Below are 14860 nucleotides of genomic sequence, written 5' to 3'. Positions count from 1 at the left end.
GCGCTTGCTGACCAGACATGGGAGGGGCCCCGGACCAACAACGCGGACCCCCAGCTGTCCGGTGGAGGCGGCTCAGAGCCCCAGCGCCGGAACAGCACGTCCAAATATGTCTTTCAGGGCATACTTAGCGGCGAAGAAGCCGGGCATGCCTGTCACGCCGGGGCCTGGCGGTGTGGATGACGAACACAGATACACGCCAGGCAGTGGCGTGCGCCATGGGACGCGGGAGATGACGGGCCGCTGGAGAAGTCCGCGCATGTCCATGATTCCGGCACTGAAATCTCCGCCGACATAATTCCGGTTGTAGTTGGCCAGGCCGGCCGCCGTGGTGACATGTGTCTGCACCACCACGTCGCGGAAGCCCGGCGCGAAGCGCTCCAGCTGGGCTGTGACGGCTTCGCTCATATCCCTGTCCGAGCCTGCCGGAACGTGGCAGTATGCCCACAGGGTGTGGCGCCCGGCCGGGGCCCGGCTGCCGTCAAAACGGGATGGTTGGGCAACCAGTACGTAGGGGCGCCCGGGATGCTTTCCTGCAGACACTTCGTTTTCTGCCTGGGCTACTTCCGCCCGGGTGCCGCCCACATGAACCGTTCCGGCGTTGGCGAGTTCTTTGGCTGCCCAGGGGACCGGACCGGACAGGATGTAGTCCACCTTGCAGGACCCGTTGCCGTATCGGAATGACTCCAGGGACCTCCGGTAGTTCCCGGGCAGTACATCGCCGGCGATGTTAAGCAGTCCCTGCGGGGCTACGTCCAGCAAGGTAACCCGCGCACCCTGAAGCTGCCCGAGGTTGTCGATGGGCACACCGGTGTGGATTATTCCGCCGTGGGCGCGGATGTCATCTGCCAGTGCCCCCGCAATGGCGGCCGAGCCGCCCAGCGGGATAGGCCAGCCCTGGCCATGTGCCAGAGCCGTGAGCATCAGGCCTGCCCCCGCCGCAGCCAGCGAGGGCAGGTGCGAGACGGCATGGGCAGCCACGCCACTGAGCAGGGCGGGCGCCAGCGGCTCCTTGAAGCGGGCGTTCCACAGCGGAGAGCCCTGTTCGAGGGTGCGCATCCCGAAAAGCGCCGCAGCCAGGGGGTTCCGGGGGACCCGGAGCAGCTGATGCTGGGTGAAGTCCATGACCCCGTCGATCCGGCTCACCAGCGGGCCAAGAAGCCGCCGGTAGGCAGCACCGTCCCTGCCCAGGCCTTCGGCGGTCCGTTCCAGGGAGTGATAGCCCAGGGCAGCCCGGCCGCCGTCGAGGGGTGACCCGAAGGCAAGCTCCGGAACCGCGAGCTCGATCCTGCGTGCCAGCTCGAAAGCGCGGAAGAAGGGTGAGGCCAGAGCCATGGGGTGGACCGCCGAGCAGATGTCATGGAGGTGCCCGGGCTGCATCAGCTCGGAGGTGCGGGTACCGCCACCGATGGTGCCGGCGGCCTCAAAGATCTCGACCGAGAGTCCGGCCCGGGCCATCACGGCAGCGGCGGCAAGCCCGTTGGGGCCGGCACCCACGACGGCGACGTCAGGCATGCCGCTTCTCCCGCCAGGGGAGGATTGCCCGGGAGGGGTGCCGGGGATTGATGCGCAGCCAATCGGGCAGGGCCTCGTACGGGCCGCCCTGCGGGTCATCGACGTCGTGGCGGCGGATGGGATCGTAGGTAGGGTCATAGATGTCCCAAACGACCCTGAGCATCAGATATGCCGTAGCGAGCATATGGGCTGCAACCGCCAGGACGTAGTACGGCATATCGATATTGTGTTGCGAGGTCCCCTGGCTTGTCACTTGGCCAAGGTACATCCAGATCGCAACCCAGTGAAAGGCCTCGACGCCTTGCCAGACGAGGAAGTCCCGCCACCGCGGCCGCGCCAAAGCCACAAGCGGGATCAGCCAGAGCACAAACTGGGGTGAGTAGACCTTGTTGGTCAGAATGAATGCTGCCACGATCAGGAAGACCAGTTGGGCCAGCCGCGGCCGCCGGGATGCGGTGAGGGCCACCAGCGCTATCAGGAGGCAGGCCAGGAGAAAGAGCGATACGGCCACCCAGTTGATGACCGCGGCGTCCAGGACCGTCCAGCGGAGCCGGCGGGCCACCAGGTTGTAGGCGTACCAGAGCGAACCGTAGCCCGCTTCCCTGTTGCCCGGAAAACCAAAGGAGTAACCCCAGCTGGACGGGTTGGCGAGGACGATGGGCGCGTTGACCGCCAGCCAGGCGCCTGCGGCGGCCGCTGAAGTCACCAGGAACGGGCGGATCCGCCCGGTACGCAGCGCCAGCAGGAGGATGGCAACCAGGATGAGGACGGTGTACAGCTTTGACGCCGCAGCAAGGCCGATCAGTATGCCAGCCAGGACCAGCCTGCCGCGTGAGAAGCACAGCATGGCCAGGGCCAGGAACCCCACGGCCCACATGTCCCAATTGATGGTCCCGGCCAGAACGATGCCAGGAGCCAGAGCCACCATCGCAGCATCCCAGGGGCGCCGCCGGGACATCCGGGCGGTGGCCAGCACCGTGACAACCCAGACTGCTGCGATCAGGGTCGCATTCGTATCGAAGTAGCCCAGGACCCGCGTATCGGAAACACCCTCACCCGGGATCAGCCAGGCGGTCGCCCCGGCTATGAGTCCAACCAGGACAGGATCGTCAAAAACGCTTCCCTGGCTCAAGAACGGGAACGTGCCCTCGCCCAGTCCGCGGTTCCTGAAGTACTCCGGAAAATCCGAGTAACAGGTGGAATAGAACTGTCCGGGCGTTTCCCAGCCGGTGGCCCGGCAATAGCCTTTGATGGCGATGCCGGCCAATGCGGCCAGCACCGTCAGGATGATCAGCACGCGCTCCACGGTAAACACGCCGGGGGAGACGATGCCCGGCGCCGACCGGGCACCCAGCGGTCCGCCAATCAGCTCCGTGAAGTTCCTCAGCAGCAGGTCGCTGCGGCTCGGCACCACCAGGCGGGCGCGCCTGTGGAGTCGCGGCGGCTTCGTCTCCTGCATGACTCAGAGCTTACCGGTGTGGTGCCCTGAGAGACCGTGACAGTGTGATCAGGGCACCGGCGGTTTCCGGGCTTCAGCGCAGGCCGGCCCTTTGCTGGTGCATCAGGACAAAAACGTCGTCGCGCCGTTGGTCCAGCAGCCGGCCGTTGAATTGGCGGCGCTCAGTGCGGACAGGAACGCGCAGCCTCAACAGCGCCCTCTTGATTTTCTTGATCATTGTACTAACCTCCTTTCCGATGGAAATGGGCATGGCAAATAAAGCCAACTAAAGCCAGATAAAAGTCGGCCGAATTCAGGCAAAGAAACGCCCGGTGTTAATGAGTGGTTTGCAAAAGCGGAATGGGGCCGCGGAAATAGCGTGGTGCAGCGCCCAACAGGAAGCACGGTTCCGAATTATGGGGTTGCTGCGTCACCGCATGGGCCGCTGCGCAGTGCGCCGGCGCACGCCAACAGGTGGTGGAAGGTGCTTCCCGCTCCAGTGGTTCCGCCGCAAAGGCGGAATCAGGTGCTGGGGCTAGGAGGCAAGCACTCCGTGAAAGTGGCGCGCGAAAGCAGCAGGGGCCGGGGTGGCGGTGATGGTCATCTTCCATCCGCTAGTCAAAGTAATCATTTTCCCAACCTCCTTTTCTGCTCAGCCGTTGCACCAGCAGACTGGCTTGGCAACGCGCACCGCGACCCCGGCAGATCGCTCTGGGGTCAGGAATAAAATTACCCTACGAACGCGGCTATGCGCTACTTAATTCATAAACTTTTTTCAAGAAAGTTTATGAATGCCCTTATAGTCCCCAACGGACAATGGCGGGCGTCCTTTTGTCCCATCCCAAGGTGCAGACTTTTGCCGTGCCCAGGATGAAGTGGCGGCCTTCTGCGGGCGGCAATTCGAGCCACCGCGCAGTCAGGATCCGGGAGAAGTGCCCATGGGCCACAATCAGGACGTTATCCAGCCCCGATTCCAGCACCCGCGCCACGATCTTGTCCGCGCGGGCGGCCACCTCGTCCAGGGTTTCGCCGTTCGGCACCCCATGCGTCCAGATCAGGTAGTCAGGATTGTCCTTGCGGATGAGATCAGAACTGATGCCCTCGTAATCGCCGTAGTTCCATTCAACGGACAGCGGTTCGTGCTGCGCGTCAGGGAACCCCGCCAGTTCAGCGGTCCGCCGGGCCCGCCGCAGCGGGGAGGTCAGCACGAGGTCGAAATCGACCGCATCGAGCACCTTCCGGGCCTCCACCGCCTGCTGCTCACCCTCCACGGTCAGGGGCAGGTCAGTGAGTCCCGTGTATTGCCCGCTCTTGGACCATTCCGTCTCACCGTGGCGCATGATCCAGAGCTGGGGACGTGGCGCAAGCATCGGGACGCTCATGTGGACTCCTTGTTCGGGGAAGGTTCGACGCCGGCAGCAGACGGTGTGGTCTCCGCTGACTGGGGTGCGGGTTCGGTAAGGGGGGTGGATTCCGGCTGTTCGGCCCACCACGCCAGGAGCCGTGCCTGGGCATCTTCCGGCGGCAGGGGTCCGTGCTCCATCCGTTCCTCCAGCAGGTACTTATAGGCACGGCCAACAACGGGTCCCGGCCGGAGGTCCAGGATGGCCATGATCTGGGCGCCGTCCAGGTCGGGGCGCACAGCGTCAAGCGACTCCTGCTCCCGGAGCGTGGCGATCCTTTCTTCCAGGTCGTCGTAGGCGAACGACAGACGCTCGGCCTTGCGTTGGTTGCGGGTGGTGACGTCCGAGCGTGTCAGGCGGTGCAGCCGCTCCAGCAGAGGCCCTGCGTCCGTGACGTAGCGCCTGACCGCGGAGTCGCTCCAGCCGGCCTCGCCGTAGCCGTAGAAGCGCATATGCAGTTCCACCAGGCGGGCCACCGCCTTGATGGTGTCGTTGTCGAAGCGGAGGGTCTTCATCCTCTTGGCGGTGAGTTTGGACCCCACCATGTCGTGGTGGCGGAAGCTGACCGCACCGCCCGGTTCGAAGCGGCGCGTAGCCGGCTTGCCGACGTCGTGCATCAGCGCTGCGAACCGCAGCACAAAATCCGGGCCCGGCACGGCGCCGTCGGCATCGGTCTCCAAAGCGGCGGCCTGCTCCAGCACCTGGAGGGAGTGCTGGTACACGTCCTTGTGGCGGTGGTGCTCGTCGGATTCCAGCCGCAGGGCGGAGACTTCGGGCAGCACGAATTCGGCGAGTCCGGTTTCCACCAGCAGGTCAACGCCGGCCCGGGGGTGGGCACCGCAGATGAGCTTGACCAGTTCATCGCGCACGCGCTCCGCAGAGATGATGGTGATGCGTTCCGCCATCTGGGTCATGGCCAACCGGACGTCGTCGTGCACTGCTATACCCAGCTGCGAGGCAAACCGGGCGGCACGCATCATGCGGAGCGGGTCATCGGAGAAAGAGTCCTCGGGGGAGCCGGGTGTGGCAAGAACGGTGGCGTGGAGGTCCCGGACACCGCCGAACGGATCAACCAGTTCCAGGGAGGGGAGCTTCAATGCCATGGCGTTGATGGTGAAGTCCCGGCGCAGCAGGTCGTCGGTGAGCGATGATCCGAAGGCCACCACGGGCTTGCGCGATTCAGGGTCATAGGCCTCGGCCCGGTAGGTGGTGATCTCGATCTGGAAGCCGGCCTTGCGCATGCCGATGGTTCCGAAGGCGCGGCCGATCTCCCAGTAGTTGTCGGCCCATTTCCTGATGAGGGCCACGGTTTGGTCCGGGGTGGCGTCGGTGGTGAAGTCCAGGTCCGGCGACGTCCGGCCGAGGAAGAGGTCCCGCACCGGACCGCCCACCAGCGACAGCTCGTGACCGGCGTCGACAAAGCGCTGCCCGAGTTCCAGGACCACCGGGTCTACCTGGAATTCGACAGTGTGGGAATCAGTCTTGTGATGTGCGTGCGCCATAGTTACTTAAGCTTGTCAGAAACCAGCGGCTTGGCAGGCCAAAATCCGGTCAAGATCGCGCGTATTCGCTCACAGGGCCGCAAACTGCGTCATACGCCGTCCATCTTGAAGTCATGTTCCGGTCATCATGAACGGGCAAGAGTCGTTAGAGTGGACTCCATGGCCCATCCCGTACCGAGCGCTCCCGGCAGGAGGACAAACGCACCGTTGCCATCGGCAATCGGTGCCCATGTCGCGCCCGCCTTGCACTCGGCGCCGGCCTCGCTCCCCACCGTTGAGGAAATTTCCGCCGGGGGCGTTGTGGTGGACACGTCCGACGCCGAACTCAGGGTTGCGATCATTGCCCGCCTTAACAGGGGCGGACGCCTGGAGTGGTGCCTTCCGAAGGGCCACCCGGAAGGCAAGGAAGACAACGAGCAGGCCGCGGTCCGCGAGATAGCCGAAGAAACAGGCATCGAGGGTGACATCCTGGCGCCGCTGGGCAGCATCGACTACTGGTTCACAGTGAGCGGCCACCGCGTCCACAAGACCGTCCACCACTATTTGCTCCGCGCCACCGGCGGCGAACTCACCATCGAGAACGATCCTGACCAGGAAGCCGTGGACGTGGCGTGGGTGCCCATCCGGGAGCTGGCGCGGAAACTCTCCTTTCCCAATGAACGCCGCATCGCTGACCTGGCCCGGGACGTACTGCCGGAACACCTCTGACGCCTGAAGGCTCCCTGTCCGTTGCGGAACAAACCGCGTCCGGGTGAGACGATGAACTCGATGTCAGCTTCCAACTTCCCCTCCGATAAGGCGGGCCGCGCCGGGCAAACCGGACCGGCCGCCGATCCGGCGGTTCCTGCCGGGCCTGCAACCGGGCCTGTGGCCGCGCGTGACGGCGATGCCGCGGTTCCCAGCGGTCCGAGCGAAACCCGCTCCAGCGCCATCATGGCGGCGGGGACCCTGGTCTCGCGTTTCCTTGGCTTCGGCAAGACGTGGATGCTGGGGGCCGCCCTGGGGCTGAGCTCCACTGTCAATGACACGTTCATCAACGCCAATAACCTGCCCAACCTGATTTTCCTGCTGGTGGCCGGCGGTGTGTTCAACGCCGTGCTGGTCCCGCAGATCATTAAGGCAAGCAAGGCACCGGACAGGGGAGCGGACTACATCAGCCGCCTCCTCACCCTTACCGTCCTCCTTCTCCTGGGCCTCACCGCCCTGGTCACCCTCGCGGCGCCCATGATCATCGACCTGACCACCCAGGGATACTCGCCCCCGCAGAAGGCGCTGGCGGTCGCCTTTGCCTTCTGGTGCCTGCCGCAGATCTTCTTTTACGGTCTCTACGCCCTCCTCACGCAGGTGCTCAACGCCAACGGCGCCTTTGGACCCGCCATGTGGGCACCGATCCTGAACAACCTCGTGGCCATCGGCGGCCTGGGCATGTTCATCTGGATTTACGGCGCTAATGAGGTCAACCCGCACACCCTGGACAACTGGGGGCCGTCGCAGACGCTGTTCGTAGCCGGCTTCTCCACCATCGGCGTGGTGGCCCAGACCGCTATCCTGCTCATTCCGGTCTTCCGGCTCAGACTGGGCCTTCGTCCCAGGTTCGGCTGGCGCGGGGTGGGACTGGGCCAGGCCGCAAAGCTGAGCGTCTGGACATTGCTGACCGCCGCCGTCGGGCAGCTGGCGTTCCTCTACGTCATGCGGATCGCCACCATCCCGGGTGCGGAACGCCTGCGCCTGGAGCGCGCGGGGGATCCTGCCGCTGACTTCCTGCCCGGAAACGCCGTCCTGGAGGTGGCCAGCCAGCTTTACCTGCTGCCTCACTCGATCATTGCGCTCTCGCTCGCCACTGTCCTCTTTAACCGGATGACCCGCGCCTCGCAGGACGGCAACAAGGCCGAGCTCCGTGATGCCCTGTCCCACGGACTCCGGACCATGGCCGTGGCCACGGTCTTTGGTGCCCTTGCCCTGTTTGCGCTGGCCGGCCCGCTGGGCATGTTCTTCTCGGGCGGTGACAAGCAGGACGGCGTGATGCTGGCGCAGACCCTGACCATCCTGGCGCTAAGCACCCCGTTCATGAGCGCCAACTTCATGATGTCCCGGGTGTTCTACGCCAATGAGGATGCCCGGACGCCGTTCTACGTCCAGCTCCTGCTCGCTTTCGTCTACGTGGCCGGTGCCTTCGGAATCCAGTTCCTGCCGGTGGGCCAGATCATTTACGCAATTGCCCTGCTGTACATGGTTGGCAACATCCTGTCAGTGGCCATCAGCGCCTACTTCCTCCGCCGGCTTCTGGGCCACCTCGACGGCCCCCGCATCGCCAACTCCTACATCCGGATGGGCTATGCGGCACTCGGCTCCGCCATCGCCGGCGCCGGCGCGCTGTGGCTGATGGGAAGCTACAGCCCGGACGGCTTCGCCTGGAAGGACAGGTTGACCGCACTTATCACGGTGGTGGTCGTCGGGCCCATCATGCTGGTGGCCTACGTTTTCCTGCTCAAGATCTTCCACGTAGCGGAACTCCGTGACCTGCTCCGCCCCTTGCTCGCGCGACTGGGCCGCGGCGGATCCGGACACTCGGAGCCAAACGGGGGAACGCCGTCGTCGGCTTCGGCTCCCGGTGACTCCGGCGGGGAACACCCGACGCCGGAACGCGCCACGGTCTCGGTGGACACCGGAATGATGCCGAGGATTTCAGGCGAATTCGATTCAGTATCGTTCCGCGCCGGGCCGGTGCCGGAACCCACCCCTCCCTCCACGGCACCAGGGCGGGTTCGCGAAAATGACGGCGCTGCTGCCGGGGGCGGTACCGGCGCACCCGAGGGGTACCTTCCGGCGGAGGACGTTCCGGGTACTGCCAGGGGCGGACTGCTGCGCGACGAGATTCCCCTCCCAGGCCGGCGCACCTTCCAGGGCAAGGCCGGCCAGAACCCCCATTTCAAGCCGCGACGGCCCCGGAAAAAGTGATTCCCGCCGCGTTCCCGGTCGCCTGTCGCCCGCGGCGGCCAAGGCCAATCGGCTAGGATCGACAGTGAACAGGGGTATTTGCAGGCAGGCGTCAGCCCGCTCGCTGGCCGGCTTTTGAGCGGTTTCCAGCAGGTGCTGGCCACCATCAGGCCGGCAATACCCGGACAGCCTAGGAGGAACACGTGTCCCACCCGATCGACGTTGGATCAGTACTCGGCGGCCGCTACAAGGTCACAGCCACTGTATTGACCTCACACGACCATGATCTGGTGCTGGACGGGGTGGACCAGGTTCTTAACCGTCCGGTCAGCATTCTGGTCGCCGGCCCGGACAACACCGAGCAGGTGGCGCAGAGTGCCCGCGAGGTGGCAACCGGTGAGCGCCCGGGAAACATGCAGGTCCTTGACCTCGGTGTCACCGAGGCCGCCACCTACCTGATCACCAACCACACATCAGCGGCAGACCTGCTGGACCTCGTGGTTGCCTCCAACCCGCCCTATGTTGAGCCGTTCTTCACGGACACTTTGGGCAGTGAAATTTTCGGCCAGGCACGTTCAAACGAACCGGAGCCTTACGACCACGAAGAAAACGTCGACGCCGGCTACATCAACTACGCGGATAACCACCCCAGCCAGGTGGACCCTTACCGGGCCGCCTCCCCGGCCGCTCCGCAGGCCGCACGGCCCGTGGTTCCGCCACGTCAGCCGGTCCGTCCGCCGTCGGCCCCGACCGGAGTGTCCGGGCGCGGCACAGGCGCCGGCCAGGGTGCAGCTGCCGCGGCCGCAGGTGCTGCGGCTGGAGTTGCTGCAGGGGCGGTTGGTGCCACTGGGAGGCAGCAGGCTACGTCACCGCAACCCGTTCAGCGCCCGGAACGGCAGGGATCCGGTCTCAATGACCCATCCGACTCCGGTCACAATAAGGGCGAGGCAGCGGAATCGCCCAAGGTCTCGTTGTGGTCTGAGGACGACTACACCTATGAGGACCAGGAAACCGGCTACGAGGAATCCCCTGACTCTGAGCGGTCCGCCCGGCCCGGCCGGGCAGCGGGCGCTTTCCCCTCCATTGCCCGGAAGTCGCCTCCTGCGGAAGCCGTGCCTCCGGCCGGCCCAACCGACGATTTCTACGACGACGACGAACCCGAGCGCGAACCCAAGTCCATGCGCTGGCTGGTGGGAGGCCTGCTTGCGGTATTGCTTATTGCGGGTCTGGTCTTCGCTCTGACCGGTTTGGGCGGCCTGTTCAGGCCAGATCCCGTAGCCAACCCGACGTCTGCTGCGGACGGCGGCAGTGCTTCCGCCACGGCAGCTCCAAGCCCGAATCCGAGCTCTGTTGCCCCCGTAGTGCCGCCGGCAATCGACAGCGTCACGCGGCAGGGCAACTTCGAATTCGCAGGCAACTACGACGTCGACCTGGTCAAGGCGTATGACGGCAACGCTGCCAGCTACTGGTCCGACATGGAGTTTGCCACCGAGGGTTGGGGCGGTCTCGCGGCGGATGGCGTGCCCCTGGTCGTCAAACTGAAGAGTCCTGCCTCTGTCTCTTCCATCACACTGACCCAGCTCGGTGCTTCAGGCGGCAACATCAGCGTCTTCACCAACGACAGGCCTTCGCTGGATGGGGCCAAGCTGGTGGGAACCAACAGCTTTACCTCAACGGACCTCACCATGCCCCTGGCCGAGCCCGTACAGGCGCAGTACGTGATCGTGTCCATCAAGACGCTCCCCAAGCTGGCCGCTCCGAAGACCCGGTACGGCTTCGGTATCCGGTTGGCCGAAATCAAGGTTCAGTAGGTAGAACCCTCGTGGCGGCTGTTTGGCCGCGGCTGTTCTGCGTGGAGCGCTGCGACTGCAGTAACAGGCGCGGCCCAGCTGTGTGCAGACGGTAATCTGGTAGGGCGTCCTGCAGGGCTGGCTCCGTGCTGGCCGCTCGAGGTTCTCCGTTCGCGCGGCGCCCGGAATATTCACTACCAGGATTCAGTTGTGCCATGTGGCCGGCCCCGAAAGCCGGCGCATCGATTAAGGAAGAGGTTCACCGTTCAGTGACCAACGCAGAAAACACCGCGTCCGAAGTACGTGATGTCATCATCGTCGGCTCGGGCCCGGCCGGCTATACGGCGGCTGTTTATACGGCACGCGCCAACCTGAAGCCGCTGTTGCTGGCCGGCTCCGTCACCGCCGGTGGCGAACTGATGAACACTACCGACGTCGAAAACTACCCGGGATTTCCCGAAGGCATCATGGGGCCGGACCTCATGGAGAACTTCGAAAAGCAGGCTGCGCGGTTTGGAACCGAAATCCAGTTCGAGGATGTCACGTCCTTGGAACTGGACGGCGCCGTCAAGACCGTCACCATAGCAACCGGAGAGACCTTCAAGGCACGGGCAATCATCCTCTCCACCGGATCGGCATACCGTGAGCTCGGCCTGCCCAACGAGAAACGCCTCTCCGGGCATGGTGTCAGCTGGTGCGCAACCTGCGATGGTTTCTTTTTCAAGGATCAGGACATCGCCGTCATCGGCGGGGGAGACTCTGCCATGGAGGAAGCGCTCTTTCTCACGAAGTTCGCGAAGTCGGTCACGGTGGTCCACCGCCGGGATTCGCTAAAGGCCTCAAAGATCATGGCAGACCGCGCCCTGGCACACGAGAAGATTTCCTTCATCTGGAACAGCACCGTTGATGACGTGATCGGTGAGAATAAAGTCACCGGGCTCAAAATCAGGAACCTCCTGGACGGCACCATTAGCGACCTCCCGGTGACTGGCGTCTTCGTAGCCATTGGAAATGATCCCCGGACGGACCTGGTCAAGGACATCCTGGACATCACCGACGCCGGCACTATCGCCGTCGAAGGCCGCAGCTCCAGGACGAGCGTCGCCGGCGTGTTTGCGGCAGGCGACGTCGTCGATCCGACCTACCGCCAGGCCATTACGGCCTCAGGCTCGGGGTGTGTTGCTGCAATTGATGTGGAACACTACCTGGCAGATCTTCACGCATAAAGCACTTACCGTCCATTCGAAGAGAGAGACACAAGGTTATGAGCAACGCTAAAGACGTAACAGATGCAAGCTTCGGCACAGACGTACTGTCCGCTGACAAGCCAGTGATTGTGGATTTCTGGGCCGAGTGGTGTGGCCCCTGCCGCAAGCTGGGACCGATCCTGGACGAAATCTCTGTTGAGTACAGCGAGAAGGTGGACGTGGTCAAGGTAAATGTTGACGACAACCCTGCCATCGCCGCCGAATACGGCATCACCTCCATTCCTGCCGTTTACCTCTTCCAGGACGGCCAGGTGAAGAGCACCGTCATCGGTGCCAAGCCCAAGCAGTTCTTCGAGAAGGAATTCGCAGACGTACTGTCCTAAGTTCGTGCTCGCCCTGAGCCTGCATCACGGCTAAGGGGTCCTGTGGCCACCGCTTCACTGAAGCGGTGGCCACACTGCTTTTGAGCGAATATTTTGACGCTGAACGACTCATATGGGTTGATGACTCGGGGTCGTGCTGTGGCTGCTGTGTGGCGCTGGGCCAAGTCGCCTAAAAGGGCCACGCCATCCTGGGTGTTGCCGCGCCAAAATGCCAGGTCAGCCCATGACGCGCGGGTTTCTTCAAGGAATGATTTGTTCCTTCTGGCAACGAGCCCACTGCTCCTCAAGGGGATGTTTCACGTGAAACATGTGGGAGGTTCTTCCTGAGCTGGCCGGGCCTCCTATGCCGCGCGGGCGTGGGAACTCGGAGGTTGCTCGGAGAAACGACCACTGCAGGAACTCAGAGGGTGCCCGGGGGACACAACCGCCGCGGGAACTCCGAGTCCGCTCGGCGAGACAAATGCCTCAATGGACCGCACTGGCGGCAGCAGTGCCTGGTCTGGATCCCGCGGGTACTGTACATCAGCGGCGTGCGAAAGTGCGACATCGTTCTGGTGTGCCGGCCATCATGCCCGACGATCACAGAAACAGTCCCGCTGGGAGTTTCGTACAGCAGAACCAGCAGGGGAATGGCCATACCGCTGCGAGCAGGCAACACATTGGGACACCCTGTGGCCACGCCACGGGACATGACCACCTTCCATCTGTCCCCGCGGCCAGGAAATGACGGCATGATTCTCGTAGCCAGGCTTGAAAGAGCCGGAAGCCTGAAATGCGTTCCCGCAGTGGAGGCGGGTTCGCTGTGCCAATGCCTTCACTAGTCATGTTCTGTTTCACGTGAAACATCGGGGACAGGCCCACAATGGCGCCGTCCTGCCATATCTCACCATCTCACCTTCCGCAGAAACTCGCCATCTCACCCCCCCGCCAAATCTCCCCAACCTTGCACGGTCCTGCCTCCCTGCACCTTCACCCCTTCACCTCCTCCTGTCTCTGTCTCTGTCTCTGTCTCTGTCTCTGTCTCTGTCTCTGCCCTCAGATTTAGCTTTGGCTTTGACTTTGCGCAACATATCGGCAGCAGCCCTCCAAAATTCAGCGGCGGTCTGCCAGTTTCTGTTGATATCAACAGCAACACACGACTGGCGTCACATGAACCGCGCACACAACCACCTAGAACACATGAGCCGGCGGGAAAGTCCGCAACCGATTGGGGACAGCCACACATATCGGTTCGGCTCCGGAGGGGGCCTGATCGTGCCAGGCTCAGCGATCAGGCGTTGTCGTCCGTTCTCAATAGTGCACCACCACGGTCGAGCCATTATTGAGTGAGCATTGGAACGCGATGCATTCTGTTGCATCAGTGAAAACGACGAATTTGCGGCTAGGGACCATTGTGTGTGCAGCTGGCGCTGCGTCGGCAGCCGCATTATCCGAACAACCAGGCCCTACGGGCGGAACACCATAAGTCCCATGGAATACCTGGCCATACATTCTCGATTGAACGCCCAAGTTGCTCGAAGTCGTAGCGTACTCAGTACAAATGACACAGCTGCAGTTGAACCTTTCCCTTGCAAACCGTCACTCATTCCAAAGGCCCGTGCACCCTCTAGTCGTCTTCCCGTTGGCCCACGCTGCGCAATTTTGCCTCAGAGGCTCTTCACCTATCCACATAGTTCCCCAGCCCGGCACAGCGCCATTCGACGTCCACCGGGGCGCGTTTTGATAGGCGGGATAGATTTGTTCTGTTCTAGGGCCAACCAGATAGCCGCACTTGAAGCATCAGTTCAGCCCGCTCGTTGCGGGCCACAATCAGTCTTTCGTCGGAGGCCCCACAAACCGGCGGCCCATAGATGTTGACTTCCGCACGGCTTCGGCCTGTCAGGAATGGCTGGAGTGCCCGAACCCTGGACTCCACGAAGGGACGGCTCACCGGCCCATCGCACGCCACGCAAGCGGGATCACAGTCTTTCAAGCTGAGCGACATAGCCGCCAATCAGTCGGGCCTTGGCCAGGCACCTGAGTGCCGCCTGGCTAGCCCCCAGCGCCATTAGATATCCCTACCGTAGCGGCGTCCCGACAAAATAGGGCGTGCTCTGGGATTACCACATAGCGCCCAATACTCTGTTGTCGATTGTCCATCGGATCTTGGTCTAATTTCTCGCGCGACAGCTAACGGAGTCAACATGGTGCCCTCCGCCGGACAGAGAGAGTAGGCATCCTCAGGCGTTGGGAACCGGATCAGATGTTTCACGTGAAACACTCGGGGAGTGGTGTGGCCGAGACCGGCAGTGGTTCCCACCTTGGACAAAGCCTGTGCCGGCCGCATTTGAACCTCCTGGCCAACCGTGGATAGCTCGTTTCCAGGGCGATGCCAACGCATGCCCGTGAGCGTGCATGGCTTGGCAGCAGTGCGATCGCTCAAAGGTGACAGATGTTTCACGTGAAACATCGTAAACCCAGGCCGCTTGGCAGCTTCATATTCAGACCCTCCGGAAGCACCGACTATCGCCAACGAAAACGGCGTCGGGCATGCACTAACTACGCTCCACCTATGACCTCGACAACTATGACCTCTACGCCGCGGGATCGTCGACGGCAAATGCGGGCTATTACCACTTCCGGATCTAGCCTGACTCGACCTCCCAAAGTGTCACTACTCATCACTGACAGATGCATGGTGCTTCCGA

General features: G+C 63.2%; 10 protein-coding genes. 5 read left to right on the top strand and 5 right to left on the bottom strand.

Translation table 11 applies throughout. The annotated features are described in order from the left end of the window. Positions 1 to 72 precede the first annotated feature (72 nt). The 5 genes from AC1MCA_RS10340 to AC1MCA_RS10320 all read right to left on the bottom strand — a co-directional run bounded on the left by AC1MCA_RS10340 (position 73) and on the right by AC1MCA_RS10320 (position 5855). On the bottom strand, positions 73 to 1512 hold the full coding sequence (locus AC1MCA_RS10340; protein ID WP_479803230.1) for a phytoene desaturase family protein: 1440 nt from the start codon (positions 1510 to 1512) through the stop codon (positions 73 to 75). Next, complete coding sequence (locus tag AC1MCA_RS10335) at positions 1505 to 2971, bottom strand: glycosyltransferase family 87 protein (RefSeq protein ID WP_479803229.1); 1467 nt, start codon at positions 2969 to 2971, stop codon at positions 1505 to 1507. Before AC1MCA_RS10335 ends, AC1MCA_RS10340 begins: the two co-directional genes overlap by 8 nt. 73 nt (positions 2972 to 3044) lie before the next feature. Then, complete coding sequence (locus AC1MCA_RS10330) at positions 3045 to 3188, bottom strand: hypothetical protein (RefSeq protein WP_181365065.1); 144 nt, start codon at positions 3186 to 3188, stop codon at positions 3045 to 3047. A 559-nt stretch (positions 3189 to 3747) separates the two neighbouring features. After that, positions 3748 to 4332 carry a histidine phosphatase family protein gene (locus tag AC1MCA_RS10325; protein WP_479803227.1) on the bottom strand — a complete coding sequence of 195 codons (585 nt, stop codon included), beginning with the start codon at positions 4330 to 4332 and terminating at the stop codon, positions 3748 to 3750. Beyond that, on the bottom strand, positions 4329 to 5855 hold the full coding sequence (locus tag AC1MCA_RS10320) for a CCA tRNA nucleotidyltransferase (RefSeq protein WP_479803225.1): 1527 nt from the start codon (positions 5853 to 5855) through the stop codon (positions 4329 to 4331). The genes AC1MCA_RS10325 and AC1MCA_RS10320 overlap by 4 nt, the downstream gene beginning before the upstream one ends. A 207-nt stretch (positions 5856 to 6062) precedes the next feature. Between AC1MCA_RS10320 and AC1MCA_RS10315 the strand changes: the two genes are divergently transcribed. The 5 genes from AC1MCA_RS10315 to trxA all read left to right on the top strand — a co-directional run bounded on the left by AC1MCA_RS10315 (position 6063) and on the right by trxA (position 12173). Next, positions 6063 to 6563, top strand: coding sequence for an NUDIX hydrolase (locus AC1MCA_RS10315; RefSeq protein ID WP_108598354.1), 501 nt, complete (start codon positions 6063 to 6065; stop codon positions 6561 to 6563). Between the two features lie 60 nt (positions 6564 to 6623). Beyond that, positions 6624 to 8813 (top strand): murein biosynthesis integral membrane protein MurJ, encoded by a 2190-nt coding sequence (murJ, locus tag AC1MCA_RS10310; protein ID WP_479803223.1) that lies wholly within the window; start codon positions 6624 to 6626, stop codon positions 8811 to 8813. Between the two features lie 182 nt (positions 8814 to 8995). Further along, positions 8996 to 10603 (top strand): ABC transporter substrate-binding protein, encoded by a 1608-nt coding sequence (locus tag AC1MCA_RS10305; RefSeq protein ID WP_479803222.1) that lies wholly within the window; start codon positions 8996 to 8998, stop codon positions 10601 to 10603. 248 nt (positions 10604 to 10851) lie between these two features. Further along, a complete protein-coding gene (trxB, locus tag AC1MCA_RS10300) occupies positions 10852 to 11808 on the top strand; it encodes a thioredoxin-disulfide reductase (RefSeq protein WP_108597621.1) in 957 nt (318 codons plus the stop codon). A 38-nt stretch (positions 11809 to 11846) separates the two neighbouring features. Further along, on the top strand, positions 11847 to 12173 hold the full coding sequence (gene trxA / locus AC1MCA_RS10295) for a thioredoxin (protein ID WP_108597618.1): 327 nt from the start codon (positions 11847 to 11849) through the stop codon (positions 12171 to 12173). Positions 12174 to 14860: the final 2687 nt, after the last annotated feature.

This window comes from Arthrobacter sp. BK1 (assembly GCF_056680055.1).
This window is presented reverse-complemented; position numbering and strand designations above follow the sequence as displayed.

Bases quoted from the DNA above. Each gene is read 5' to 3' on its own strand.
- AC1MCA_RS10340 (WP_479803230.1), bottom strand. From the start codon at position 1,512: ATGCCTGACGTCGCCGTCGTGGGTGCCGGCCCCAACGGGCTTGCCGCC.
- AC1MCA_RS10335 (WP_479803229.1), bottom strand. From the start codon at position 2,971: ATGCAGGAGACGAAGCCGCCGCGACTCCACAGGCGCGCCCGCCTGGTG.
- AC1MCA_RS10330 (WP_181365065.1), bottom strand. From the start codon at position 3,188: ATGATCAAGAAAATCAAGAGGGCGCTGTTGAGGCTGCGCGTTCCTGTC.
- AC1MCA_RS10325 (WP_479803227.1), bottom strand. From the start codon at position 4,332: ATGAGCGTCCCGATGCTTGCGCCACGTCCCCAGCTCTGGATCATGCGC.
- AC1MCA_RS10320 (WP_479803225.1), bottom strand. From the start codon at position 5,855: ATGGCGCACGCACATCACAAGACTGATTCCCACACTGTCGAATTCCAG.
- murJ (WP_479803223.1), top strand. From the start codon at position 6,624: ATGTCAGCTTCCAACTTCCCCTCCGATAAGGCGGGCCGCGCCGGGCAA.
- trxA (WP_108597618.1), top strand. From the start codon at position 11,847: ATGAGCAACGCTAAAGACGTAACAGATGCAAGCTTCGGCACAGACGTA.